Annotated in this window: 26 protein-coding genes and 1 pseudogene; 19 read left to right on the top strand and 8 right to left on the bottom strand. The window is 41.1% G+C overall.

Annotated features, from left to right (window positions below; all coding sequences use genetic code 11):
* Positions 1 to 523: 523 nt before the first annotated feature.
* The 4 genes from PAT01_RS16830 to hslR all read right to left on the bottom strand — a co-directional run bounded on the left by PAT01_RS16830 (position 524) and on the right by hslR (position 4,878).
* Entirely contained in the window at positions 524 to 1,636 is a 1,113-nt protein-coding gene (locus tag PAT01_RS16830; RefSeq protein ID WP_121638094.1) for a PepSY-associated TM helix domain-containing protein, read from the bottom strand.
* A 161-nt stretch (positions 1,637 to 1,797) separates the two neighbouring features.
* Entirely contained in the window at positions 1,798 to 3,336 is a 1,539-nt protein-coding gene (locus PAT01_RS16825) for a phosphoenolpyruvate carboxykinase (RefSeq protein ID WP_004588454.1), read from the bottom strand.
* 261 nt (positions 3,337 to 3,597) lie between these two features.
* Positions 3,598 to 4,443 carry an Hsp33 family molecular chaperone HslO gene (hslO, locus tag PAT01_RS16820; RefSeq protein ID WP_024032560.1) on the bottom strand — a complete coding sequence of 282 codons (846 nt, stop codon included), beginning with the start codon at positions 4,441 to 4,443 and terminating at the stop codon, positions 3,598 to 3,600.
* A 12-nt stretch (positions 4,444 to 4,455) separates the two neighbouring features.
* Positions 4,456 to 4,878 carry a ribosome-associated heat shock protein Hsp15 gene (gene hslR, locus PAT01_RS16815; protein ID WP_024032559.1) on the bottom strand — a complete coding sequence of 141 codons (423 nt, stop codon included), beginning with the start codon at positions 4,876 to 4,878 and terminating at the stop codon, positions 4,456 to 4,458.
* 213 nt (positions 4,879 to 5,091) lie between these two features.
* Between hslR and gspC the strand changes: the two genes are divergently transcribed.
* The 13 genes from gspC to PAT01_RS16750 all read left to right on the top strand — a co-directional run bounded on the left by gspC (position 5,092) and on the right by PAT01_RS16750 (position 17,089).
* A complete protein-coding gene (gspC, locus tag PAT01_RS16810) occupies positions 5,092 to 6,033 on the top strand; it encodes a type II secretion system protein GspC (RefSeq protein WP_138578568.1) in 942 nt (313 codons plus the stop codon).
* Between the two features lie 23 nt (positions 6,034 to 6,056).
* Positions 6,057 to 8,126, top strand: a complete 2,070-nt coding sequence (gene gspD, locus PAT01_RS16805) for a type II secretion system secretin GspD (protein WP_154945858.1) — start codon at positions 6,057 to 6,059, stop codon at positions 8,124 to 8,126.
* Positions 8,119 to 9,687 carry a type II secretion system ATPase GspE gene (gspE, locus tag PAT01_RS16800; protein WP_004588449.1) on the top strand — a complete coding sequence of 523 codons (1,569 nt, stop codon included), beginning with the start codon at positions 8,119 to 8,121 and terminating at the stop codon, positions 9,685 to 9,687. The genes gspD and gspE overlap by 8 nt, the downstream gene beginning before the upstream one ends.
* 2 nt (positions 9,688 to 9,689) lie before the next feature.
* Positions 9,690 to 10,925, top strand: coding sequence for a type II secretion system inner membrane protein GspF (gene gspF, locus PAT01_RS16795; RefSeq protein ID WP_096042412.1), 1,236 nt, complete (start codon positions 9,690 to 9,692; stop codon positions 10,923 to 10,925).
* Between the two features lie 79 nt (positions 10,926 to 11,004).
* On the top strand, positions 11,005 to 11,427 hold the full coding sequence (gspG, locus tag PAT01_RS16790) for a type II secretion system major pseudopilin GspG (protein WP_004588447.1): 423 nt from the start codon (positions 11,005 to 11,007) through the stop codon (positions 11,425 to 11,427).
* Between the two features lie 50 nt (positions 11,428 to 11,477).
* Entirely contained in the window at positions 11,478 to 12,062 is a 585-nt protein-coding gene (gene gspH / locus PAT01_RS16785; RefSeq protein WP_004588446.1) for a type II secretion system minor pseudopilin GspH, read from the top strand.
* Positions 12,063 to 12,064: 2 nt separating this feature from the next.
* The gene (gene gspI / locus PAT01_RS16780; RefSeq protein WP_138578564.1) at positions 12,065 to 12,436 is read left to right on the top strand and encodes a type II secretion system minor pseudopilin GspI; all 372 of its coding nucleotides are present in this window, start codon (positions 12,065 to 12,067) and stop codon (positions 12,434 to 12,436) included.
* Positions 12,437 to 12,439: 3 nt separating this feature from the next.
* Entirely contained in the window at positions 12,440 to 13,060 is a 621-nt protein-coding gene (gene gspJ / locus PAT01_RS16775; protein ID WP_029773313.1) for a type II secretion system minor pseudopilin GspJ, read from the top strand.
* Positions 13,060 to 14,046, top strand: a complete 987-nt coding sequence (gene gspK, locus PAT01_RS16770) for a type II secretion system minor pseudopilin GspK (RefSeq protein WP_138578562.1) — start codon at positions 13,060 to 13,062, stop codon at positions 14,044 to 14,046. The genes gspJ and gspK overlap by 1 nt, the downstream gene beginning before the upstream one ends.
* A complete protein-coding gene (gene gspL, locus PAT01_RS16765; protein WP_154945857.1) occupies positions 14,043 to 15,251 on the top strand; it encodes a type II secretion system protein GspL in 1,209 nt (402 codons plus the stop codon). Before gspK ends, gspL begins: the two co-directional genes overlap by 4 nt.
* Positions 15,248 to 15,721 (top strand): type II secretion system protein GspM, encoded by a 474-nt coding sequence (gspM, locus tag PAT01_RS16760; protein WP_138578558.1) that lies wholly within the window; start codon positions 15,248 to 15,250, stop codon positions 15,719 to 15,721. The genes gspL and gspM overlap by 4 nt, the downstream gene beginning before the upstream one ends.
* A 3-nt stretch (positions 15,722 to 15,724) precedes the next feature.
* The gene (locus PAT01_RS16755; protein WP_064387295.1) at positions 15,725 to 16,483 is read left to right on the top strand and encodes a type II secretion system protein N; all 759 of its coding nucleotides are present in this window, start codon (positions 15,725 to 15,727) and stop codon (positions 16,481 to 16,483) included.
* Positions 16,484 to 16,501: 18 nt separating this feature from the next.
* The gene (locus tag PAT01_RS16750) at positions 16,502 to 17,089 is read left to right on the top strand and encodes a UPF0149 family protein (RefSeq protein ID WP_054983933.1); all 588 of its coding nucleotides are present in this window, start codon (positions 16,502 to 16,504) and stop codon (positions 17,087 to 17,089) included.
* A gap of 32 nt (positions 17,090 to 17,121) precedes the next feature.
* Here the strand turns inward: PAT01_RS16750 and PAT01_RS16745 are convergent, their stop codons facing one another.
* Positions 17,122 to 17,328, bottom strand: coding sequence for a hypothetical protein (locus PAT01_RS16745; protein WP_004588438.1), 207 nt, complete (start codon positions 17,326 to 17,328; stop codon positions 17,122 to 17,124).
* Positions 17,328 to 17,687 (bottom strand): hypothetical protein, encoded by a 360-nt coding sequence (locus PAT01_RS16740; RefSeq protein WP_004588437.1) that lies wholly within the window; start codon positions 17,685 to 17,687, stop codon positions 17,328 to 17,330. The genes PAT01_RS16745 and PAT01_RS16740 overlap by 1 nt, the downstream gene beginning before the upstream one ends.
* A gap of 288 nt (positions 17,688 to 17,975) precedes the next feature.
* Here PAT01_RS16740 and ccoG point away from each other — a divergent pair, with 288 nt between their 5' ends.
* The 4 genes and pseudogenes from ccoG to PAT01_RS16720 all read left to right on the top strand — a co-directional run bounded on the left by ccoG (position 17,976) and on the right by PAT01_RS16720 (position 21,740).
* Complete coding sequence (gene ccoG / locus PAT01_RS16735; RefSeq protein ID WP_029773308.1) at positions 17,976 to 19,406, top strand: cytochrome c oxidase accessory protein CcoG; 1,431 nt, start codon at positions 17,976 to 17,978, stop codon at positions 19,404 to 19,406.
* Positions 19,407 to 19,453: 47 nt separating this feature from the next.
* Complete coding sequence (locus PAT01_RS16730; RefSeq protein WP_054983931.1) at positions 19,454 to 20,428, top strand: serine/threonine protein kinase; 975 nt, start codon at positions 19,454 to 19,456, stop codon at positions 20,426 to 20,428.
* A gap of 30 nt (positions 20,429 to 20,458) precedes the next feature.
* A complete protein-coding gene (locus PAT01_RS16725) occupies positions 20,459 to 21,082 on the top strand; it encodes a thiol:disulfide interchange protein DsbA/DsbL (RefSeq protein ID WP_024032543.1) in 624 nt (207 codons plus the stop codon).
* An 18-nt stretch (positions 21,083 to 21,100) separates the two neighbouring features.
* A pseudogene (locus PAT01_RS16720) lies at positions 21,101 to 21,740 on the top strand (thiol:disulfide interchange protein DsbA/DsbL).
* Positions 21,741 to 21,807: 67 nt separating this feature from the next.
* On the opposite strand, the gene trmA reads toward PAT01_RS16720, so the two are convergent.
* A complete protein-coding gene (gene trmA, locus PAT01_RS16715) occupies positions 21,808 to 22,905 on the bottom strand; it encodes a tRNA (uridine(54)-C5)-methyltransferase TrmA (protein WP_138578554.1) in 1,098 nt (365 codons plus the stop codon).
* A gap of 165 nt (positions 22,906 to 23,070) precedes the next feature.
* Between trmA and PAT01_RS16710 the strand changes: the two genes are divergently transcribed.
* A complete protein-coding gene (locus tag PAT01_RS16710; RefSeq protein ID WP_029773305.1) occupies positions 23,071 to 24,210 on the top strand; it encodes a DUF5610 domain-containing protein in 1,140 nt (379 codons plus the stop codon).
* Between the two features lie 65 nt (positions 24,211 to 24,275).
* Complete coding sequence (gene murI / locus PAT01_RS16705) at positions 24,276 to 25,073, top strand: glutamate racemase (protein ID WP_138578552.1); 798 nt, start codon at positions 24,276 to 24,278, stop codon at positions 25,071 to 25,073.
* Here the strand turns inward: murI and PAT01_RS16700 are convergent.
* On the bottom strand, positions 25,036 to 25,515 hold the full coding sequence (locus tag PAT01_RS16700; RefSeq protein ID WP_004588429.1) for an RNA recognition motif domain-containing protein: 480 nt from the start codon (positions 25,513 to 25,515) through the stop codon (positions 25,036 to 25,038). The genes murI and PAT01_RS16700 overlap by 38 nt on opposite strands.
* Positions 25,516 to 25,830 lie beyond the last annotated feature (315 nt).

Genomic DNA, 25,830 nt, shown 5'->3' with positions numbered 1-25,830 from the left:
GCAGAAAAGTTAAATACAGGCCTTTGTGTTATATCCCCACCTCCGTAGCGTGGGTTGAGTATCACGAAACCCGCGGATAAGGCTCACCACACATCTTTGTATGGTAAATATAGTGTTTTTATATATGCGTACCTTAGTCCGCACGACATTTGACAGCGTAGCACACCGACTCCTAATAGCAGATCGCTGCTTAAGAAATGAAGCATTTTTTCTACGTCTCTAGAAAAGTGAAATACCTGCCTTTATATAGTTCCGCCACTCCTCTGTAGCGTGGATTGAGGATCACGAAACTCGCGATGAAAGCACGCAATATAACTTAAAGTAATGAATTAATTTTAAACAGTTCATAGAGCTTAGCTTATTATCAAGCGTAGCACCTTAAGTTTTGTATAAGGCAGTTTGACTATCTATATAGCTTTTGCTTTGATTTACGCTGCATGAGCAGCTCGTAATTTAGGTCGTAGCTATACAAGCAGGTTTAGGTTGTAAAGGGCTCGTTTGATATTTTAAATAAGCTTTGTCATTAGCTTATAGTGTATTTAAATCGTTTCGTTTTAATGAGCCACCTAAAAAGCCCCAGGGCAAATAATAAAGCGGTGGCTACACCTGATAAAACCCATAAAATTCGTAATGGCTGATCGCCAATGCTGCCATTGTGAAGTGGATGCAACCAGTTTTTAAATTTACTGGCAATGCTCATCTTATCTATATTAAAAACACTTATGAGCTCTCCTGTGCTTGCATTTACTTGCACATAACTGTGAGGAAAGCGATAAGAGGGATCGCTTTTGGTTTTGAACCTAAACCGATATACCGCATTGTGATTTGACGGGGTTTCTACCCATGCTAGCCGTGTATTTGGCATGGCCTCTTGTGCTGTACTAAGTGCTGCTGATAAAGAAATACTGCGCTGGGGTTTTATTATTGCGCTGTTAGGTTTATCTATATTTCCAAGCAGGGCTGTTATTAAAGGATCGGTTTGCTTGGGTATTGCTAGCATTATGCCGGTTGCTGTTAATAAGATTAAAGGCAGAGCAAAAATTAAACCAAGCAACTTGTGCCAGTCATATAACACGCCCAGTAAAGAGCTGCGCGCTTTAAACTTTATAGCCTTAGTCCATAGCCCTTTTTTTGGCCACCAAGCGCATAGGCCTGATATGAGGAGTATAAGGCTACCTATTCCTATATAACCTATAACGATTGTACCAGCGCTACCTGCAAGTAACGAGAAGTGTACGTTATAAATCCAGGTAACAAAGTAGTTACCCCATACATCCTCACGTAATATAAGCCTGCCATCAGGGCTTAGCCAAACCATAAGTGGTGCGAAAGCGTGATCCACTGTTTCGTTTGGGTTGTAATATCTTGCGGGAATATAATGTTTATTTTTAGTGCTTTCTAAACGCCACGAGCCTTGTTTATCTGGGTAGTGAGTTTTTAGTGTTTGATATGCGGTATCCCAATTTATAGGCCTCGCTGTTTCTGTACTTAAATTACTTATATTTTCATCTAGTTCGGGGTAATAAACGAGTATAGAACCTGTTAGAGCAATGAGTGCGAGTACACCTCCAATAGATAATCCTAGGTATAAATGTACACGCCTTGCTATTTTTCGCCATGAACCATTAAAACGCATAAAAGAGTGACCATTAAAAATATGCAGTATAGGGAAGGCGCATTGTATCTTTGTTTAATAGAAAAGAACTGCGACAAAATGTCGCAGCAATAAAATAATTAGCTTAGCTAACAAAAACGCCAGCTTTATAGGCTGGCGTTTACATCAGGCTTGGTAATTAATTATGCTTTTGGGCCTGCATTTTTAATATCATCTGATACATCGTATTTAGCGAAGTTTTCAGTGAAGTCAGCGGCAAGTTTTGCTGCATATTCGTTATATTTTGCTTTATCTTCCCATGTATTAATTGGGTTAAGTAGCTTGCTATCCACGCCAGGGACTTCCACTGGTACGTCTAGGTTTAATACATCGATATGCTGAGTTTCTACATTGGCTAACTTACCAGATACGATTGCATCTATTACAGCGCGGGTAGTTGGAATATCAAAACGTTCACCAGTACCGTATGGGCCGCCTGTCCACCCTGTATTAACAAGGTAAACCTTTGCGCCAAATTCGCGTACACGCTTCATAAGCAGCTCAGCGTAAACACCTGCAGGGCGAGGGAAGAAAGGGGCGCCAAAACACGTTGAGAATGTAGATTCTATATCGCTAGTTGAGCCAATCTCTGTAGAGCCCACTTTAGCCGTGTAACCACTTAAAAAGTGAAAAGCAGCGGCTTCTTCGCTAAGTACAGAAACCGGCGGTAAAACACCGCTCACATCACAGGTTAAAAATACAACAGCTTTTGGCTCGCCAGCACGGTTTTCAACTTTGCGCTTTTCTACATGCTCTAGTGGGTAAGCGGCACGGCTATTTTGCGTTAAGCTTGTATCGTTAAAGTCAGGTGTGCGTGTTTCATCAAGTACAACGTTTTCTAAAATTGTACCAAAGCGAATAGCATTCCAAATTACTGGCTCATTTTTTTGTGAGAGGTCGATACATTTTGCGTAACAGCCACCTTCGATATTAAATACGCTTCCTGGTGCCCAACCGTGTTCGTCGTCACCAATTAAAAAGCGTGTTGGGTCGGCCGATAAAGTTGTTTTACCAGTACCCGATAAACCAAAGAATAGTGCTGTATCACCCGCTTCTCCTACGTTAGCAGAGCAGTGCATTGGTAATACACCTTTTGCTGGAAGAAGAAAGTTTTGAACGGAGAACATCGATTTTTTCATTTCACCGGCATAACGCATACCAGCAAGTAACACTTTGCGTTGAGCAAAGTTAATAATAACAGTGCCGTCGCTGTTGGTGCCATCACGTTGTGGGTCACAAACAAACGAAGGCACATTCATTACCTGCCATTGGGGTAAATCAGATGCATTATAGTTTTTAGGCTCAATAAACATGTTTTTAGCAAAAATATGGTGCCACGCTGTTTCTGTAGTAACAACTACAGGTAGATAGTGCTCAGGGTCTGCGCCAACTTCTAGGTGAGAGGTGAAGTGGTCATTACTTTGCACATGTGCTTCTACGCGAGCCCATAAAGCGTCAAATTTGTCAGCATCGAATGGGCGGTTTACATTGCCCCATTGGATATCATCTTGCGTTGTTGCTTCTTTTACAATGAAGCGATCTTTAGGAGAGCGACCAGTGCGTTTGCCTGTAATTGCAACAAAGGCTCCATTTGCGGCTAGTGTCCCTTCGCCACGACGAATCGCATGCTCGACAAGTTCAGCTGCGGTTAAATCGACAAAACGTGTTGCGCTTGTAGTCATGTTTATACCTAACTATGTGTGAGAGTTTGAACGGGATAGCTCTGGGTTCTTAGTTCCCTTAAGCTGAAATTATAGTAACAGAAGGATTTGAGATATTCGAGCCTGTAAAGGCCCTAAAAACACATATATTTGCTAAAAAACATGAATAATTTCAATGATACCGGTGTCAGTAAATTAACAAAATTCATGACACCGGTATCATCATTTTATAATATAAAACCGCATATTTTACGGCTTTATATTTGATTATGAGGTGGGAGGTTAATTAAAAATGTTTTTAATATCTTGCTCGTCAAAAACATATTCTTTTAGGCAATAATGGCAGCTAATGTTAACAGCGCCATTTTCAGCAACATCATCAAGTAATGCTTGTTGGCCTACATTAACTAAAGCAGTAATGGTTTTCTCTCTACTACAGCCACATTTAAATGTAATAGCTTGCGGGTCAAATACGCGCGGGTTATCTTCGTGATATAAGCGCGTTAATACGGTATTGGCATCAAGCTCTAATAGCTCTTCGCGTTTAATTGTATCGCTTAAGGCTTCTAAGTGAGTGAAGTCATTAATTGATTTTTGCTTATCAACAGGCAGTACTTGTAAAAACAACCCACAGGCTTTGGCTTTCCCTTCTGTTGTGTCGGTTGCAAACCAAAGGCGTGTTTTTAGCTGTTCTGATTGCTCAAAGTAGCTTTCAATACATTTACTTAATGTATCGTGCTCAAGAGGCACTATGCCTTGATAACGTTCGCCTTTGGTTGGAGTAATGGTAATAACCATATAACCTTTACCTACAAGCTCTTTTACCGTTGTGCCGCTAACCTCGCTTTGCATGCGCGCAATACCACGCATATTTTGTTTATCGTCGCCGTTAATAACAGCGTATTTAACAGGGCCATCGCCTTGTAGCTGAACGGCTATTTCACCCTCAAACTTTAAAGTGGCAGTTAATAAACACGTTGCAACGAGTAATTCACCTAATAATGCTTTAACTGGCTCAGGGTAATTGTGATTAGCTATCATCTCGTTGTAGGCGTGCTCAATTTGAACGAGTTCGCCACGAACATCGAGTTTGTCGAATAAATAACGGTGAAGTAAATCTTGTTGCATGAGCGGCTATACCTAACTTGATTTCATTTTTAAAAGTTCGCGTCTTTGCTTTTTATCGGGCTTTTTATCCGGATGTGGAGCAAAGAAGCTGTTATTTTTGCGTGCGATGGCGTTTTCTTCGCGTTTTGCAATACTTGCATCAGTTTCTTGATACAAGGTCTGTGCAATGGGGGCGCTTTGGCGTTTTTCAAGCACTTTAAGTACCTTGATAAGCTTTTCATCAACGCCTTGGGCAAGTTTTATGGTTGCGCCAACCTCCACAATTTTACTCGCTTTAGTACGTTGCCCATTATAATGTACTTTGCCGCCTTGCACCATTTCGCGTGCAAGCGCACGGGTTTTATAAAAGCGCGCAGCCCATAACCATTTATCTAATCGAACTTTTGGCTCACTGTTGTGGTCTGAGTCGGCATTAGTATTATTTTTTTTACTCATTAGGCTTCTTCAATCGACTATTTATATATCGTAAAATTTATCATGAAATCATCGTAGGATGAAGGTATTACGGCGCGTGCAGGTTTTTTAGTCAACATTACATTGTTATATTAATCTGTTTACAAAGTTTAATATTAGTGTGCTTGTTGAATGAAAATTGAAAGGGTACTATGGGTAGGCGCTTATGCAGTAAATTAAAATAAGAACATTATTATGGAACAGCAAATTCAACAGCTTAAACAATTTTTAACACGGCTACCCCATGCTAAATTAAGCGCAGTAGTTACGCTGTTAGTCGTTGTTTATCTTGCTTATTTACTCTCAAAATTAGTATGGCTGGTATGGCCACAACCGATCTCTACACCGCTTGCTCCATCTCACTATTCAGCCGCATCGAAGGCTTCTAGTACTACCTCAGTACAAAATATTATAGAGCAATTTTTATTTGGTAAAAAAACTGTAACAAATAAAACCAATACTGCGCAGCAAAACGAAGTAATTAATAATGCGCCAGAAACACGCTTAAGTATTAATCTAACTGGTATTGTTGCTGTAAGTAACGACGATAAGGCAGGTATTGCTATTATTGAGTCACAGGGGCGACAAGTTAGTTACTTAGTTGAAGAGGTTGTACAAGGCACCCGTGCAGAGGTTGCGCAAATACTTCCCGATCGGGTTATTTTAAGTGTAAACGGCCGATTTGAAACGCTAATGCTAGATGGTCTCGACTTTAGTAAAAAAGTGTCTATGCCTGTCCTTGCCGCTCGCGAAGCACAAGACATGGGGCCGCAAAAAATAGAACAAAGCGAGTTGCAAATTAACGCAACCGCTGACCCAGATGTAAAAGAAGCAATAATAGAAACACGAGAAGAGCTATTAAGTGAACCTGGTAAGTTATTTGATTATATTCGTGTTTCACAAGCAATGAGCGATGGCGAGTTAATCGGCTATCGCTTAAGCCCAGGTAAAGAGCCTGCTCTGTTTAAACAAATGGGCCTACAGAATAATGATTTAGCCGTGGCTATTAACGGCTACCAATTAACAGATTTACAACAGGCAATGGCAGCTATTAATGAGCTGCGTAATACCAGCGATGCCACAATTACGATAGAACGTGATGGTGAGCAAATCGATGTGCAATTTAGCCTGCAATAACTTAGCTTTGGAGTTTTAACATAATGGTTCAGGTGCTACACCTCAAAAAAATTAAAAAAGGGTTAGCTAAGTACGCAGCGCTTTTTTTAGCAGCCAGTATTTCGTTGTCGGTTTCAGCTGTTGAATATGCTGCAAACTTTAAAGGCACAGATATCAACGAGTTTATAAACATTGTTGGTAAAAACCTTAATAAAACAGTGATCATTGACCCAAATGTGCGCGGTAAAGTAAACGTACGCAGTTATGAGTTAATGGATGAAGCGCTGTACTACCAATTTTTCTTAAATGTACTCGAAGTGTATGGCTACTCAGCAGTAGAAATGGACAACGGTATTATCAAGATTGAAAAAAGCTCTGACGCTAAAAAATCAAATGTACCGCTAATTACAGAAAACAGCACTGCATCGGGCGATATGATGATCACCCGTGTGGTACGCGTTAAAAATGTAAGTGTTCAAGAGCTTGGCCCATTGGTACGTCAATTTAGCGACCAAAAAGACGGTGGCCATGTAGCAAACTTTAATGCTGCCAATGTCATGATGCTTACTGGCCATGCAGCGTCGGTCAATCGCTTAGTAGAAATTATTCGCTCGGTGGATCAAGCCGGTGATAAGCGTGTAGATATTGTTAAGCTTAAATATGCAACGGCAGACGATGTAGTATCGGTTGTTGAAAATATTTACAAAGACAGCGGTAAAGGCAGCGTTCCTGAATTTTTGATCCCTAAGGTGGTTGCCGATGGCCGTACCAATAGCGTAATAGTAAGCGGTGAAGGGCAAGCCCGTACCCGTGCTATAGAACTAATTAAGCGCCTAGATGGTGAACTTGAAAGCCAAGGTAATACCAAAGTATTTTACTTAAACTACGCCAAAGCAGAGGATTTAGTAAAAGTACTGCAAGGCGTAAGTAAAACGCTTGCAGAAGATGGCCAAGGCACAAGTAAAACTCGCACAAACAATAAAAACGATGCCAGTATTGAAGCTCACCCTGACTCAAACTCATTAGTTATTACAGCACAGCCCGATACCATGCGCTCATTAGAGACCGTGATTGATAGGCTCGATATTCGCCGTGCGCAAGTACTTGTAGAAGCGATTATTGTTGAAGTAATGGAATCGGATGGCGTTAACTTAGGTACGCAATGGATTTCAGAAGATGGCGGTATGTTGCAGTTTAATAATGGCTCAACTGTGCCTGTAGGCTCATTAGCGGTTGCAGGTATTCAAGCGCAAGACACAACCACTACTCAAACAGTAATAGGCTCAGAAAGTGGCTTAGTTACCAGTTACGATGAAACGTCAGAAGGTGATTACACCGCGCTTGCTTCATTACTAAGTGGTGTTAATGGCTTAGCGTTTGGTTTAGTTAAAAACGACTGGGGTGCAATTATTCAGGCCGTTTCAACTGACACTAACTCAAACATACTGGCTACACCTTCCATTACCACCATGGATAACGAAGAAGCGTCGATGATAGTGGGTCAAGAAGTGCCCATTATTACTGGTTCGCAAACAGGCAGTAATAACGATAATCCATTTCAAACCATTGAACGCCAAGAAGTGGGTGTAAAACTAAAAGTAACCCCACAAATTAACGATGGCTCAGCAGTACAATTATTAATTGAACAAGAAGTATCGAGTGTAAGTGGTGCAACCGCTGTTGATATTTCTGTTAATAAGCGCGCCATTACCACAACCGTTATGGCTGATGATGGCGGTATGGTTGTGTTAGGCGGCCTAATTGATGAAGACGTGCAAGAAAGTGTATCTAAGGTACCAATTTTAGGTGATATTCCAATTTTAGGTCACTTATTTAAGTCAACAAATACGACCAAACGTAAGCGTAATCTTATTGTATTTATTCGCCCAACGATTATTCGCGATGGCGTTAATATGAATAAGTTAAGCTTTAATAAGTATAACTTTATCCGTGGCGAGCAAATGAAAGAGAAAGAAGATGGTATAGAGCTTATGCCAAATTCAGATGTTCCTTTACTTCCATCTTGGGATGATGAGCTTATTCTGCCACCAACTTATGAAGAGCACTTAAAAGCATTGAGCTCTAAAGAACGTGCAGAGCGTGAAGATGACTAGCGCAATAGAACAAATAAACGAAGACGTGGTTCATCGTAGTGATGAAACACGCTCTGAGGAGTTACTTACAAGTAACGATTTAGTTGAGTTGCCTCCAAAGCGTTTACCTTTTTCGTATGCGCGCAGAGCGGGTGTACTGCTTAGTAAAAATAATGAACAGCAAGTTGTGTATTACCGCGGCGAGCTAGATGTTGAAGTATTGCTAGAAGTACGTCGCATTGCAGGTAAAGGCTTTACCCTAGAGCAGTTAGCTGACGATAAATTTGAGTTACTATTAGAGGCTGCGTATCAGCGCGACAGCTCTGAAACACAACAAATGATGGAAGATATTGGTAATGAGGTCGATTTATTCTCCCTTGCCGATGAGCTCCCACAAACCGAAGATTTATTAGCCGGCGATGATGATGCGCCTATCATCAAACTAATCAACGCCATGTTAAGCGAAGCAATTAAAGAAGGTGCATCCGATATACATATCGAAACCTTTGAGCAAGAGCTTGTGATTCGCTTTAGGGTTGATGGCGTATTAAAAGAAGTGCTTAAACCTAATCGTAAGCTTGCCTCGTTATTAGTATCGCGTATTAAGGTAATGGCGAAACTAGATATAGCAGAAAAACGTATTCCGCAAGATGGTCGTATCAGCCTGCGTATTGCAGGGCGTGCAGTAGATGTACGTGTATCTACCATGCCATCTAGCTTTGGTGAGCGTGTAGTACTGCGTTTACTTGATAAAAACAATGCCCGCTTAAACCTTGAAGATTTAGGTATGACGCCGCAAAACCGAGAGTTGTTTGCTGATTTAATTAGTAAACCACACGGTATTATTTTGGTTACTGGCCCAACGGGCTCTGGTAAAAGTACCACCTTGTACGCCGGTATGAGCCAAATAAATTCTCGCGATCGTAATATTTTAACGGTAGAAGACCCAATAGAGTACGAAATTCCGGGGATTGGCCAAACACAAGTAAACACCAAAGTAGATATGACCTTTGCCCGTGGGCTTCGTGCAATATTACGTCAAGATCCCGATGTAGTAATGGTCGGTGAAATACGTGACCTTGAAACCGCGCAAATTGGCGTGCAAGCATCGCTTACAGGTCACTTAGTTATGTCTACGCTACACACCAATACCGCCTCGGGCGCAATTACTCGTATGGAAGACATGGGTGTAGAACCATTCTTGCTGTCATCGTCATTGTTAGGCGTGCTGTCGCAGCGCTTAGTACGTACTTTATGTAATAGCTGTAAAGAAGGTCACACTGCTGATGAACGTGAGTGTGAGCTGCTAGGTGTACCGTTTGATAGCGCACCTACAATTTACCGCGCAGTAGGGTGTGAAGAGTGTAACTTTAATGGTTACCGCGGCCGTACTGGTATTCATGAATTACTCGTGGTTGATGAAGAAATACGCGAAATGATCCACAGCGGTAAAGGCGAGCAAAGTGTTGAAAAATACATTCGCCAAAAAAGCCCAAGCATACGCCAAGATGGCTGTAGCCGCGTACTGGCAGGCAAAACAACCCTTGAAGAAATTCTACGCGTTACCCGTGAGGAAGCCTAACCATGGCGGCGTTTGAATACCGTGCCCTTGATGGCCGAGGGAAAGAGCAAAAAGGCATTTTAGAAGCCGATACAGCTAAGCAAATTCGCCAAGCGCTGCGCGAAAAAAAACTTACGCCGCTTGAAGTTGTCCCTGCAGCAGAAGGGGAAAAACAAGCTAGTGGCGCAAAAACGCCGTTATTAAGTCGTTTTTTTAAACCCAGCGTATCAACCTCCGATTTAGCCCTTATTACACGCCAGCTTGCGACGCTCATTCAATCGGCATTGCCAGTTGAAGGGGCTGTCATGGCGGTGGCAGAGCAATGTGAAAAGCCTCGCTTAAAACGTATGCTTATGTCGGTACGTTCAAAGGTAGTAGAGGGTTATACACTGGCCGATGGCATGAGTGAATTTCCACATGTATTTGACGATTTATACCGAGCAATGGTAGCCGCAGGTGAAAAATCAGGGCACCTTGACCAAGTATTAAATCGCCTTGCCGATTACACCGAACAGCGCCAACACATGCGCAGCCAAATTACTCAAGCCATGGTTTATCCTACCATTTTGGTTATTTTTGCTATTGGTATTGTTTCGGTTTTACTCGGTACTGTTGTGCCTAAAATTTTAAAAACCTTCGAAAAAACTAAGCAAGTACTGCCTTGGACAACCGAATGGGTTATGGCAGGCAGCCACTTTGTACAAAATTATTGGTTTATAAGTTTGTTAGTCATTACTGCGCTGGCAGTAGGCATTAAACATGCACTGAAACAACCTAAAATTCGCTTTTGGTGGGACGATCGCGTACTGCACATGCCTGGTTTTGGTAAAGTAGCGCGGGGTATTAATACCGCGCGTTTTGCACGTACGCTCAGTATTTTATCGTCAAGCTCAGTACCGCTACTTGAAGGTATGCGCATATCGGGTGGCGTATTAGCGAATAAAAAAATGAAAAAATCGGTGGCAGATGCTGCCGATAGAGTCAGTGAAGGTGCAAGCCTAAGAGCGGCTTTACAGCAAACTAAGTTGTTTCCGCCGATGATGCTGCACATGATCGCCAGCGGTGAAAAATCAGGTGAGCTAGAACAAATGTTAGAGCGCGCGGCTAATAACCAAGACCGTGAGTTTGAAAGCATGGTAAACGTATCATTAAAATTATTAGAGCCAGCAATGATTGCCTCAATGGCGGTGATTGTTTTGTTTATAGTAATGGCTATTTTACAGCCAATAATGGCAATGAATAAAGCGGTAGGACTTTAAGCTTTAAGGGGTTAGCTAAGTTAGTATTTACTTAGATGACGCCAAATTAAATTATGTTTTTGGAAAATGAGGTATTTACGTGAATAAACAATCAGGTTTTTCTTTACTCGAAGTAATGGTGGTATTGGTTATTATCGGGATGATTATGTCAATTGTGGCGCCTAATATTATGGGCCAACAAGAAGAAGCTGCTATCGATAAAGCACATCTAGATATTCAACAGCTTGAAGATGCAATGAGCTTATACAAGCTTAAAAATAAAAGCTACCCAAGCACAGAGCAAGGCCTAGAAGCATTGGTCAATAAAACCAGCATTGAACCAATTCCTAAGCGTTTCCCTGATGGTGGTTTTGTAAATGAATTACCAGAAGATCCGTGGGGTAACCCGTACCAGCTAATTAGCCCAGGTGAAATTGGCAAGTTTGATATTTTTTCAATGGGACCTGATGGCGAAGCCGGTACCGATGATGATATTGGCAACTGGAACGAAGACGAGCAATAAATGCGACTTAACCTAGTAGTATGGTTAAATACGATTGCACGAGGCTTACTATGCAAGTAAGCCTTAATCGTATGCGCGCCCACCACCGTGGGTTTAGCTTAATAGAAATTTTAGTGGTACTTACTATTATCGCATTTGCGACCAAAATGGTGGTATACAGCTTAGAAGGCGGCGCCGAAGATGAGCTTGATACACAAGCGCTTAGGCTGCATACCACCATTAACATGGCCTCTGAATTTGCTATTTTAAATCAAATAGAACTTGGCTTAATGGTTGAGGAAAACACCCTTGAGTTTTTAGTATTTGATGGCGAAAAATGGATTACCTTTGACCGCGAAGACCTTTACAAGCCTATTGAGCTGGATGAACGGTTAAAACTCACGCTCAATTTAGAAGATTTAGCCTGGTCACAAGAGAACTTACTTGAGCAAGCAAATTGGCGTGAGCTAATGAGCGGCGGCGATGACGATAGCTTATTAGAGCTTGAAAAACTAAAAATACCGCAAGTCCTTATTTTATCATCTGGCGAGGTCAGCGCCTTTCAGCTTATTGTTGAATTAAAAGAGCAAAGCGAGCCTGTGTATTACATTGAAGGGGAATTTACAGCCCCTGTTAATTTGCGAAAAGAGCCATAATAATGAGGCTAAATAAAGGCTTTACCTTACTCGAAGTGCTTGTGGCGTTAAGTATTTGTGCTATGGCTGGGATTGCAGCTATGCAAGCAACCGGCGAGCATATAAATCATTTAACAACACTTGAAGAGCAAACGTATGCATCGTGGGTGGCAGAAAATGTGTTGGTGGTGCAGCGTAGTAAAGGTAAAGACTGGCAGGCTAAAAATGGCGAGCGCGGCAGCGAAGTAATGGCGGGCGTTGAGTGGTTTTGGAAGCAAGAAATAGCAAAAACTGCAGACAAAAGCTTTGTAAAAGTGACGATAAATGTTTTTAGCGACGAAAAATACGAGCAATCGGTGTACGAGCTTTCAACTTATTTAAATAAAGGTAGCTAATAAGTGAAGCAGCGCGGATTTACATTAATCGAAGTATTAGTTGCTATGGCTATTTTAGCGGTGGTGATTATGGCTACTCACCAAATTTTAGACTCAACCACTAAAGCAAAAGAAGCGTCTGATGAAAAAATAGCGGAGCTTAACGGCCTACAAACCGCATTTAGGTTAATGGACCAAGACTTTAGCCAAATGACTCAGCGCACTGTACGTAATGAAGCCGGTGATGCGCAAGAGCAATACTTACTAGCAGGGCGTTATATATTAGAAAGCCAATACGATGGTATTGCGTTTGTACGTGATGGCTGGGTAAACCCTATTAATTTGTTGCCTCGTTCTGAGTTACAAGCTGTAGGGTATAGAGTGCTTAATGACAATTTAGAGCGTGTATACAGAGTGTATGTAGATCAGCTTGATAATATGGAGCCGCGGGTACAAGTTGTTTTAAAAGGTATTGAAGAGCTTAAATTTGAATTTTTAGATGCCAACAACGAATGGCAAGAGCAATGGCAAATAAAAGCCTTACCTAAAGCGGTTGCGGTTACTTTACAACAAATTGAGGCAGAGCCTATTCGTCGTGTTTTTTTAGTACCCGGGCAGGGCAAAAACAGCGGGGAGAGTAATTAATGAATAAGCGCGAATCACGCGGTGCCGCATTAGTTATTGTGCTGTTTATAGTTGCACTAGCCGCGATATTAGCCGTAGAAATGAGTGCTAATTTAATGGTGCAGGTTCAAAAAAGTACTAACCTGCAAGGGCACCAACAAGCAAAGTGGTATGCCTACGGCGGTGAAGAGCTGGCAATAAAGGCACTAAAATTAAGTAAAGACGATGATCCTGACAAAACCTCGTTAGATCAGGTTTGGGCCACACAAGGCGACACCCAATACCCTGTAGATAACGGTACTCTAAGCGGTAAAATTACTGACTTACAGGCGTGTTTAAATTTAAATGCATTAGGGGAAGCGCCAGACCCAAACTCTACCAGCAAAACCAACCCTGCTCATAAAGCACTCTTTGCATTATTAGAAAACATTGAAGATTTACCTGCCGAGGAAAGCGAAGAAGCAATGGCAGACAGTGTATTTGACTGGCTTGATGAAAACAGCATTACCTATCGTTCAGGCGCTGAAGAAGACGAGTATTTATCGCGTGATTACCCTTATATGAGCGCAAATAGTTTATTTGCATCACCTTCTGAGCTGCGTTTGGTAAAAGGTTTTAATCCGCTAGTAATGGAAAAGGTATTACCTTTTGTGTGTGTTATTCCGGGGTCCCCCTTATTATCGATTAACGTCAATACGTTACTTCCCGAACAGGCACTTATTTTAAGTGCCATGATTGACGAATTATCGTTATCGGGCGCAGAGGCCGTTATAGCAGCTCGCTCTGAAACCGGATTTGATAGCGTGGATGAATTTTTTTCCGAGGTACAGCAGCAAGGCGGTACAAATTTAGATTCGGTTAAAGAACTATTTAGTATTAATAGCGAATATTTTAAATTACAAACGCAGGCGACATTTGTCGATTTGCGTTTTTCGATGACCACATTACTTCATGCCAAAAATGGCGAAGTAACGATACTGGCGCGAAAATTTGGAGGCGTACAGTGACAGAAATACTGCTGATCCGCACGGGTCAAACAGAGCAAGATAAATTAAATTGGTTAATTTATTCACCACAAGAACAAGAAATAATTGCCAGTGGGGAATTAACCGATGCGAGCCGTTTAAGTGAGCTAAGTGAAAAAGCGCAAACCCGCGAGGTAGTGGTATTACTGCCTAGCGATCAGGTGCAGCTTAAAACAGTGGCGTTGCCGACTAAGTGGAATCGTAAGTTAGAGCAAGCGTTGCCATACATGCTTGAAGAAGACATTGCGTGCGATATAGACGAGCTATTTGTCGCAATTGGCGAGCCCACTATGATTAATGAGCAGCATGCAATTAGAGTTGCCTTAACTGACCGCGAGTGGTTTGAGGCTTGGCTTGCTTTATTTTCAGAGCATAACTTGGCGGTATACACCATTTTACCTGATGCCCTGCTACTGCCTACAGCCGACGATGATACATTAACCGCCATAGAGCTTAATAATCAGTGGTTATTTAAAAGAGGCGATTGGCATATTAGTGCCGTTGAAAATAGCTGGCTAAGGGATTACTTAAGTGCACTTGGCGAACCGAGTGTAAAGCACTATAGCCCGGCTAATCAGTTTCCTGAAAGTATTAACCTAATTTCGCAAGCAAGCGACTACGATTTACCATTGGCCTTATTTGCTAAACAACTTACCAGCGTTAAATTTAATTTACGCCAAGGCATGTATCAGCTTAAAAAGAAAAGTGCACTGTGGTGGGGTTATTGGAAGGACGCAGCCATTATTACCGGTGTTGCTTTATTTGCTACCATTGCTATAAAGCTGGTTGAACTAAATCAACTTAACTCGCGTGTTGAGCTTGCTAAAGCCCAGGTAGTGGATAGATACCAAAAAGCATTTCCCGGAACTAAAGTACGTCCTAACTTAATTAAAAGCCAAATCAGGGGCGCGCTTAAAACCATTAATGGCGAAAGTGAAGCTGGGTTTTTAGATTTGACCAGCCAATTGGTTGGCGTGTTTTCGCAAGTAAGCGAATTTACGCCAGAAACCCTACGTTACGATAAACGCCGTAATGAGCTGCGAATACGCGCACGCGCAAAAGACTTTCAAACGTTTGGTAAAGTAAAAAGTATACTTGAGCAACAAGGGTTAACGGTTGAGCAAGGGTCGTTAAATAACGATGGCGATTTTGTAGTAGGCGAAATTAAACTGCGAGGTGCAGTATGAAAAAGCAAATAATGCAATACTGGCGCTCTTTAAAAGAGCAAGAGCAGCAATTGATTATGGTTGCTGGTGGTATATTTGTTGTTTTTGTTTTAGTAATGGGAATTTTTAGACCTCTAAATAACGCTATAGATAAAGCCAAAAAGTCGTATGTCACTCAGCAAGAGCTGCTCGTATGGGTTGATGAAAGCATAGTAAAGTTAAAAGCGGCGGGTAACACGCAGGCAATTAGCAATCAAAATATTAGCCAAGTGGTTAATTCAACGCGTAGTCGCTACCGTATTACTATTAGTAAAATGCAGCCTAACGATAACTCGTTACGTTTAACGCTTGATTCGGTAGAGTTTAATCAATTAATAGAATGGTTAGACGAACTGGTTAATCAGCATGGCTTAACAGTAGAGAACCTTGATTTAAGCAAAGATGATAAATCAGGGTTTGTACGTGTAAGCCGCTTAGTACTAGAGAAGTAATTAATGAAAAAAATAATAATATTATCAGTGGTATTTTTTATTAGTTTTATTGTGTTTTGCATAATGAAATTACCAGCGGCCATTGCGTTAGACCTAGCTAAGCCGTACTTACCAAAGCAGCTTGAAATAGGGCAAACCGTAGGGAGTGTATGGCAAGGCCAAATGATGCAAGTGCGCTATCAAGACGAGCAGCTAAATAATGTACGCTGGGATATTGCTGGCTGGCAGTTATTTACGGGTAATTTAAATGCTAATTTAAAATTTGGTAATCCGCGTGAGCGTAGCGATATTTCGGGCTATGCTGATGTGAATTACGGATTATTTAATAATGTGGTTAAAGTTACCGATGGTATAATTCGCTCGACCGTAGAGCGTGCCATGCAACGTATTGCACTACCTATACCAGCTACGGCTAAAGGTCGAGTCATTTTAGAGCTTAACGAGTACACCTCAGGTGTGCCTTATTGTGAGTCATTAAAAGGCGAGATTGCCAGCCCAAATATAGATGTTAAAGGCTTTAATGGCTGGTTTAATATAGGCCCACTGAGTGGCATGTTAAGCTGTAAGTCGGGCGATATAGCTATTTTGGTCGACCCAGATAACACGTTAGGTCTTGAAGCCGACGCAACACTTAAAGCTAACTTTGACTTTAAAGTAGCAGGCTATGTTAAACCTGATGCTAGCTTACCAAAAGATGTACACGACGCGGTTAAGTTTTTAGGCCGCCCCGATGCACAGGGCCGCTACCCACTAAATTTTTAATGTAATAAAAGAGATTTAATGCAATTACCACAGTTTAACGAGCAACACGCACAGCAATTAAGTGCATTTTTAAGTACTCAACCTCAGGCTATGTCCTTAACACAAAGCCAAGGCTATCTATTTGGGGTTATTTGTTCGCCAAGCCCATTAGAAGTTCACCAGTGGTTAGCGCATATTGTGCCTAATACGGCTAACGATTTAGACGAAGAAATACTGTTTTTATTTATGGCGTTATACCATCAAATTAGTGAGCAAGTATTTGAAACCGGTTACAAGTTACCCGCCAATTTTGACCTAGACTATACCCAAGCGTGGAGTGAAGGTTTTTTACGTGCTACTCAAGAATACGCACAACCTCTATTAACAGCTCCCGCTTTAGAGCCTCAGTACAAAGAAGCGCTAGAGAGTGCGCTAAGTACGCTTAGCTTTTTTGCTGTTGATGAGCAAACAAGAGTGCAAATTGCGCAGCAAAATAGCATGACACTCGAAGCTTTATATCAGTATCAGTACGAATCAATGGGCGACTTTGCATTAGGTTTTGCCGAGCTTATTGAGGTGGTAGCCATAAACAGTGGGCTGATTACAGATGAAGGGTGGGAAGAGTAGCCTTTAGGTATATTAAACGGCGCTTAGAATAATTAAGCGCCAAGTTCTAAAATAATATCAGTGCAGCCTTTTTTACACTTAACAACGCCTTTACCCGGCTCGCTGGTGGCTAAATCGAGTGTTAACACCTCGCCGCACTGCTCACAATGCAAGGTTTTTCCTTGCGATAGCTTTTTAAGTATTGTGCGCTGTTTATGAAAAGAGTCACTCGCTTTTTTGTTTAACTGCGAAAAATCCACTACTTAGCTCTCTTTTGTTCTAATGCATCCGATACAATTTTACACACTGTATTTAAACGCTCTTCGTAAAAATATAAATTTAGGTCGCGCTCGCGGCAATAACGTAAATGAAATAACTGCACTGAATCATCAGTGGTAAAGGTTTTTTCAATATATTCGTGCTCAGATTCAGAGAGCTTTAACGCACTGCTAATACGGTTTTTAGCCATATTGGCTGCTGGGCTACGGTTTATTTTGCTCGCATCACTTAAAAAACCCACACCTTCACCTAATAGCTTTTCGCGGGGCTCTTTAACTAGTGGGTGATCAATAGTAAAAAACGCAAGGATCAGAATGACCAATATAATAAACTTTTTCATGAATGCGTAAACCTTGATCTTAATGGGGTAAATTTAGCAAGCAGTGTAATAAACTGCATTTTAAAAGCAAGTAACTGAGATGAATAAATTATTAGCAATCTATACCTGTAATTTTAGCCAGTATTGTTATAATAGCCAACAGCAGTTAGATATTTCTGAAATATCTGAAAGTATTCAAGCAGCTGATTATTTAAACTAATCACACTTACCATTAACGAACTACAGTTACAGTATAGAATACGCACATATTGCTACGTTTTTATTTCCAAGCGGCGTTGAGGAACTTCGATGGACAAGCAAATTAAAGTAAAGAATATACCTGCGGAGGTTAAAATCCAACAACCGGATTTAAGCCGTCAAGACGACAGGTTTAACCCACGTAACCGAATTTATGTTCGCGCAGTAAAAGGGCTTCATCAGTTACTTAGACAGCGTATAGGCTTTTTAGGCATGCTTGCCTTTATGCTTTTGCCTTGGATAAATTTTAATGGCCAGCAAGCTGTGTTATTTGATTTAGTTGGCCAAAAGTACAATATTTTTGGGCTAACGCTGTGGCCGCAAGATTTCACTATATTAGCCTTTATATTTATGTTGGCCGCGTTTGCACTCTTTTTGGTTACTACCTTTTATGGCCGAGTATGGTGTGGCTATACCTGCCCGCAAACTGTATGGACCTTTATATTTATTTGGTTTGAAGAAAAGTTTGAAGGCACAGCTAATCAGCGTAAAAAGCTAGATCAACGCCCGATGGACTTTGATAAGTTTTGGCGAAAAACAGCAAAGCACACCAGTTGGGTTTTATTTGCCTTATATACGGCGATTTCGTTTGTCGGATACTTTACGCCTATCCGTGAATTACTCCCTGACTTTGTTACCTTTAATGTAGGTGGTTACGCGCTGGTAAGTATTATTTTCTTTGCTGCGTGTACTTACGCTAATGCAGGGTGGATGCGTGAAATTATGTGTTTACACATTTGCCCCTATTCACGTTTTCAATCAGCTATGTTTGATAAAGACACTTACACCGTAACGTACGATGAAAAACGCGGCGAAAGCCGGGGCCCACGTTCGCGTAAAATTGCCCACGAAGATTTAGATATGGGCGATTGCATAGACTGTAACTTGTGTGTACAGGTGTGCCCTACAGGGATAGATATTCGTAATGGTTTGCAAGCCGAGTGTATAAACTGTGGCGCATGTATTGATGCCTGCGATGGTGTAATGGATAAAATGGATTACCCGCGGGGTCTTATTTCTTATACTACAGAGCGTAATCTCGAAACACCTGAAAATAAAACCAACCCACTGCGAGCTAAAATCATAGGTTACACGGTCATACTGGTGGTGCTTACCAGTGCGCTGGTGGCTAACATTGCATTTAGAAAGCCTATGGACTTTGACATAATACGAGACCGTAACCAACTGTATCGAGTTGACTTTAATGGCTTGGTAGAAAACACCTATACATTAAAAGTAATCAACAAGGCGCAGTACGAGCAAACCTTTAATATTGATGTTCAAGGCCTTGAAAACTTTAAGTACATTGGCAAGCAAACATTTACAGTGCAAGCAGGGCAATCGCATAATGTGCCACTGTCACTTGTGATGGACCCGTATGATTTAAAAGCGCCAATGACGGAGTTTAACTTTGTACTTTCACCGGTTAATGACCCCGATGAAAGCATATCGCAACCGAGTAACTTTTTTAAAGCGCGATAAACACATTAACAAAAGCGGGGTAACCCGCTTTTTACATTAAGAAGCCCATGAGTAAATTTAGTTTTGAAGATTTAACGCCCGACTTAATTCTCGATGCAATAGAAAGCGTTGGTATATATGCAGAGTCAGGTTTATTAGCACTTAATAGCTACGAAAACAGAGTCTACCAATTTAAGGCGGAAGATGGCCTGCGCTACGTTGTTAAGTTTTACCGCCCAGAGCGCTGGAGCAAAGCGCAAATACAAGAAGAGCACGACTTTGCATTTGAATTAGCTGAGGCCGAAGTACCCGTTGTTGCACCCATTAAGCACAACGGAGAAAGCTTATTTGAGCACCAAGGTTATGTATTTGTGTTATTTCCAAGTGTAGGCGGGCGACAATTTGAAGTTGATAACCTGGATCAGCTTGATGTAATGGGTCGTTTAATTGGCCGTATGCATCAGGTGGCTAAAAGCAAAGCATTTGAGCACAGACCTACCTTTAGCTGCGAAGAATATTTGCATACAGCTAAAGTTCATCTGCAAAAAAGTAATTTGGTACCTATGGGGATCAGCACGGCTTTTTACACCATATTGGACTTGGTTATTGAACAAGCGCAAGCACAGTATAAAAATGTGCAAGGGATCCGCTTACATGGTGATTGCCACGCAGGTAACATTTTGTGGGCAGGCGAAGCACTTATGTTTGTTGATTTAGATGACGCTCGTCAGGGGCCGGCCATTCAAGATTTATGGATGATGCTCAGTGGCGATCGTCAAACACAGCTGTTACAGTTAGACACCCTTGTAAATGCGTATGAAGAGTTTTGTGATTTTGACCACACTCAACTCAAATTAATTGAACCGCTTCGTGCAATGCGTATTATTCACTATATGGGTTGGGTAGCTAAACGATGGAGTGATCCTGCGTTCGTACGGAACTTTTCATGGTTTGCTGAAGACAAATACTGGGAGCAACAAATTTTAGCGCTTAAAGAGCAGTTTGCAGCACTGCAAGAAGCTCCGCTGAAGTTATTGCCATAAAATTTTATTTAAAAAGTACACGAGATACCAATGCTTAAAAAATTGAAACTGAGCCTACTACTTTTATGTTTACCATTTGCAGCCCTTGCTGCACAGTTTGAAGCCGATAACCAGTATACTGTTATTGATGTAGAAAAAAGCGCAGAGCCGCAAGTAACCGAATTTTTCTCGTTTTACTGTCCGCATTGTTTTAAATTTGAGCCTGTTGCAAAGGCAATTGAAAAAAGCCTACCTGAGGGCACTGAATTTATAAAAAATCACGTTAACTTTTTAGGCGGTGTATCACCACAGGCGCAAAGCAACTTAAGCTACGCCTACTTAATCGGAAAAAAACACGGTCAAGCACAAAGTATCAGCGACCAAATTTTTAAAAGTATTCATGTACAGCGCGCACCTTTAACGCAAATGAAAGACGTTAAAAAATTGCTTGAAGTTAACGGTATCGATAGCGCAACGTTTGATCAAGACATTGCCAGCATGCCAATTATTTCAGCTGAGCGTGCAATGCAAGATAAACAAAACAAATATTCAAAACTAGGTGCGCTAACCGGTGTGCCTACCTTTATCGTAAACGATAAATATAAAATAAACATTAACACCATTAATAACCAGCAAGAACTGAATGAGTTAGTTGCTTTTTTACTAACACTTTAATCTCGGAGAACAATAACAATGATCAAATTAGTTAAAGCAGGTTTACTTGCATTACTACTGCCTATGGCTGCGAGCAGTGTAGCCGCCACTTATGAAGAAGGCGTACATTACGATGTGGTTGCAGAGCGCGCGACTAAAAAGCCAGAAGTAAAAGAGTTTTTCTCATTTTATTGCCCTGCTTGTAATAACATGGAAGCGTTAATTGGTGAGTTTAAGCCGAAGCTAGATAAAGACGTTAAATTTAAAAAGAGCCATGTTGATTTTGTCGGTGTTCGCGATCCAGAAAACCAACAAATGATGAGCCAAGCGCTAGCAACCGCGGAAGTACTTCCGCAAAAAGATAAAATTGTTGCGGCTATTTTTAATCACATTCACACTAAGCGCGCTAAATTTAACGAGCTTGCAGATGTAAAAGATGTATTTGTAGCGCAGGGTGTTGATGGCGATAAGTTTGATAAACTATACAAAAGCTTCTCGGTACGTACATTAAGCTCTAAAATGAAGCGTGACCAAAATTACTTTAAAGAAAAAAGGCGCGCTACGTGGCGTACCAACCTTTATCGTAAATGGTAAATACAAATTAAATCTAGGCCGTGAGTCTGGTATTACCGCGCCAGAAGATATTAGTAAATTAATTAACTATTTAGCGAACAAGTAAGGTTTGCTAAAACAAAAAAAAGCTCCGTAAGGAGCTTTTTTTATGGAAGTGATTTAAATTTAACTCACTATTTTCTTTGTAAGAAAACACCCGATTCTATGTGGTGCGTATAAGGGAACTGATCAAATATCGCAAAGCGCTTAACATTGTGAGTACGGGTTAAATGATCTAAATCGCGCTCAAGCGTTTCTGGGTTGCACGATATATAAATAATGTTCTCGTAGTTGGCTACTAAGTCACAGGTAAGGGTATCCATACCTGCGCGTGGAGGGTCGACTAAAATAGTTTGGCAATCGTAACTTTTTAAATCTATCCCCTCTAAACGCGAAAAGGTACGTTCACCATTCATTGCCTGGGTAAACTCTTCACTCGACATACGAATTATATCTAAGTTATCTACCTTATTTTTAGCAATGTTGTATTGCGCCGAATGCACAGAAGACTTAGATATTTCAGTAGCCAATACGCGATTAAACGAACCCGCCAATGCAATAGAGAAATTACCATTACCACAGTAAAGTTCCAGCAGGTCATTACTCAGTGGTTTACATAAGTCTTGTGCCCACTCCAGCATTTTTATATTTACTTTAGCATTAGGTTGCGTAAAGCTATTTTCTACTTGTTGATAAATAAGCTCCTGGCCGTTTACGGTTAAACGCTCAGTAACAAAATCATTGCCTAGTACTTCTTTTTGTTTGCGCGCACGACCAATAAAGTCAATATTGTATTTACTGCTCAGTTTTTCTTTCAGGGCTTTTATTTCAGTTAGCCACTGCTCATCGAGTGGCTTGTGATAAAGCAAGCTTACTAAAATCTCGCCACTTAATGACGATAAATAATCGATTTGAAACAGCTTACGACGTAATACTTCACACGACTTTAAATTATCAATCATCACCTGCATAACTTCACCAACTAATGGCGCGGCAGGGTCAAAGGTGTCGACGCGAATTTTTTCTTTCGTGACCTGATCAAACATAATATGAAATAGATCATCCCCATCGTGCCATACTCTAAATTCAGCACGTTGGCGGTAGTTAATTGGCTCTGAGCTAAACACCTCTAACGCTTGCACACCAAATCGCTTAAATTGCGACGTAATACGCTGCTCTTTTTCATTTAGCTGCGTATCGTACTGTGTGGTATCTATTTTAATCACTGCCATTAATGCTACTACCTTATCTATGAGATCTATTTATCGGCGCTATTGTAGGGAGCGAGCAGTATTTGTCTAGTTTTGCTGATAATAAAGTTGCTGTTTTTTTAAACATGCACTTTAGTTTTGTCACTATTAGCCGATAATAAGCTAAGTACGTAACGGAGGTGGATCATGAAAATCGGTAATTATGGCTATACGCCAAACAACAACGTAAACAAATTCAATAATAAAGAGGCGCTACAGCAGCCAACAATCCAATCTCCGCAAGAAAGTTCATTACAGCGAGGCAGAGAACTTGCTGCAAAAGTGCTTGGCGACAAAATGGCAGAGCAGCTAGGTTTACCTGTTGAGCAAAAACAAGCCGATAAACCTTTATTCGATTTTGATGAAATAGTAAAAAATGTACTCGACTTTGTATCTGGCGCAGTTAATAAAGCCAAAGCCAATGGTGCCGATGACGATAAATTAAAAAATATGTTAGATGATGCGCGCACAGGTGTTCAAACCGGTATAGACGAAGCGGTTGATGAGCTAAAAGGCACCGGTGTATTTAACGAAGAAATGCAAGAGGGCATCGACAAGTCAAAAGAAGGCATTTTTGAGGGGCTTGATGAGTTTGAGCAAACCCTATTTAACCCACAAGCGGCCAGTGTTAGCGTAAGCCAAGCACAATATGTAAGCATGAGCAGCAATGCCGAGTATAAGTTTACAACGGCCGAAGGTGATGAAGTCAGTATTAGCTTTGCTGATGCATATGAGTCTCAAACAGCGAGCGGGTATCAACAAAGCAATAACAGCGAATCGTTTGCCAGCTCATCGTCGCAATCTCGAGAGCTGTCTTTTTCAATGTCAGTTAATGGTGATTTAAACGAACAAGAGCAAGATGCTATTAATGCCATGATGGAAGAGCTACAAGGTGTAAGTAAAACATTCTTTAGTGGTGATTTGGATGAAGCATTTGAAAAAGCACAAGAGCTGAGCTTAGGCAGTGAGCAACTCGTTGCATTTTCAATGGATCTTCGCCAAACAAAAACAGTCGCTACCGTTAAAAGTTATGAGCAATATCAGCCAAACCCAACAAAAGAAGTAGCCGATGCGATCGCACCTTTTAATGACGATCTAAAAAATGCATTTGATAAAGCATCGCAACTAGGCCTACAAGATCAGCTTGCCGGTATTATAGAGTGGCTAAACCAAGATCAAGCAGCAGTCGATCAGCTAGTTGATTACACCCAGGCAATGTTTGAAAACCTAAACCAATTAAATTCAGCGGGCGACGCACTCGACGCGCTAAAGTCTGAGCAAAGCTAAACTACTTTCTTTTATAAATACCTCATGGCAAACTGCCGTTCTTAATAAACAGTAGGAACCAAAGTTTGTCAGCCCACATAATGGTATTTGATTCAGGTATAGGTGGCACCACCGTGCTTGAGCATATTCAAAAGCGTATTCCAGATGCACAGTACAGCTACTTTATGGATAATGCGTTACTCCCTTATGGCGCGCAAACCCAGCAAACTATTATAGGGCGTTTATGCTCACTCATTTATTTTATTGAGCAAAACGGGCTTAATGTCGACCTTATTGTTATAGCCTGCAATACAGCCTCTACATCAGCCTTAAGTGAAGTACGCAAAATTACATCAATACCTATTGTCGGCGTAGTGCCAGCAATAAAGCCTGCTGCTGAAGTAACTCGCACAAAGCACATCGGCTTATTGGCAACCCCCGCCACAGTTGCAAGCCCCTATACTCATACATTAATAAAAGAGCATGCCAGCAACGTAACAGTGAGTTTATATAGCAGTGTTGAGCTGGTGGCATTGGCAGAGCAGTTATTTTTCACTCAGCAGCTAGATACACTCAAACTGCATAAAGAGCTTACGCGTTTGCGCATTAACTCAGATATAGATGTACTTGTACTAGGCTGCACACATTTCCCAATTCTTAGCGATGCTATACAAGCGTACTTTAATAACGCAGTGCAATTACTCGATTCAGGCGCGGCCATTGCTAGCAGAGTAAACTACCTACTAGAGCAGCATAACTTTGGAAATAAATTTACAGACAAAAAAAAGCCGCTGCAATATTATGCAACGGCTGATGTTTTGAGTAATAAGCTAGCTATAAAGCACGTTACACTGATTGATCCGTCTCAGTGCGTAAAGAGCTAGAATCATCTTCTTGTTTTTGTTTTGCCTCACGTACTTTTAAAGTACGCTGTTGAAACTCACTATCGTTTAACTTAGCAATTGCATTGTCTGCATCTGCCTGTGCCATTTCAACAAAACCAAAGCCACGACGTTTGCCAGTATTTTTATCCTTTAATAGGCGCACGTTGAAAACTTTACCTTGTTCTTCAAACAAAGCGCGAACAACACCTTCATTTGCACGATAAGGAAGATTACCAACATAAAGTGTTTTTGTTTTAACTTCAGCTTCTTCACCACCTTCCGATGATATTGCAGCAATAGCAATCCCACCAATTAATAAACCAGCACCAAATAGCAATGCTGGGCTTAAAGCTAAGCTGCCTAAAGCAAACTCAACAATAACAAAACCAACTACAGCAAGAATAACAGAGAAGATAAAAGATTTTTGATCGGGTAATTTCATTTTAGATCTACCAATAAACAGGAAATAAACATTAATTTAACATTGTGAACTTGCTATCTTAACGTCTTAAACGAACATAGCAATGAAATTTATATTAAATAATAAAAATCGGTATAAAAAAGCATCATCTTAGCCAGTGATTTAGCTAGTTTTATGCTGTTTTGCTCTATTTTTGTTCGAACAGTAAAAAGATCTAAAAAAAGGGTTGATCTGTTTTCGGATCTCCCTATAATGCGACCCCACTGAGACGGGGAACGCCAACGCATAGCGAGGCAGAGCTGCTCACAGAGTTAAGTAAAACTTCGGTTTTAAATT

Source organism: Pseudoalteromonas atlantica (assembly GCA_007988745.1).
Lineage (GTDB): Bacteria > Pseudomonadota > Gammaproteobacteria > Enterobacterales > Alteromonadaceae > Pseudoalteromonas > Pseudoalteromonas atlantica.
This window is presented reverse-complemented; position numbering and strand designations above follow the sequence as displayed.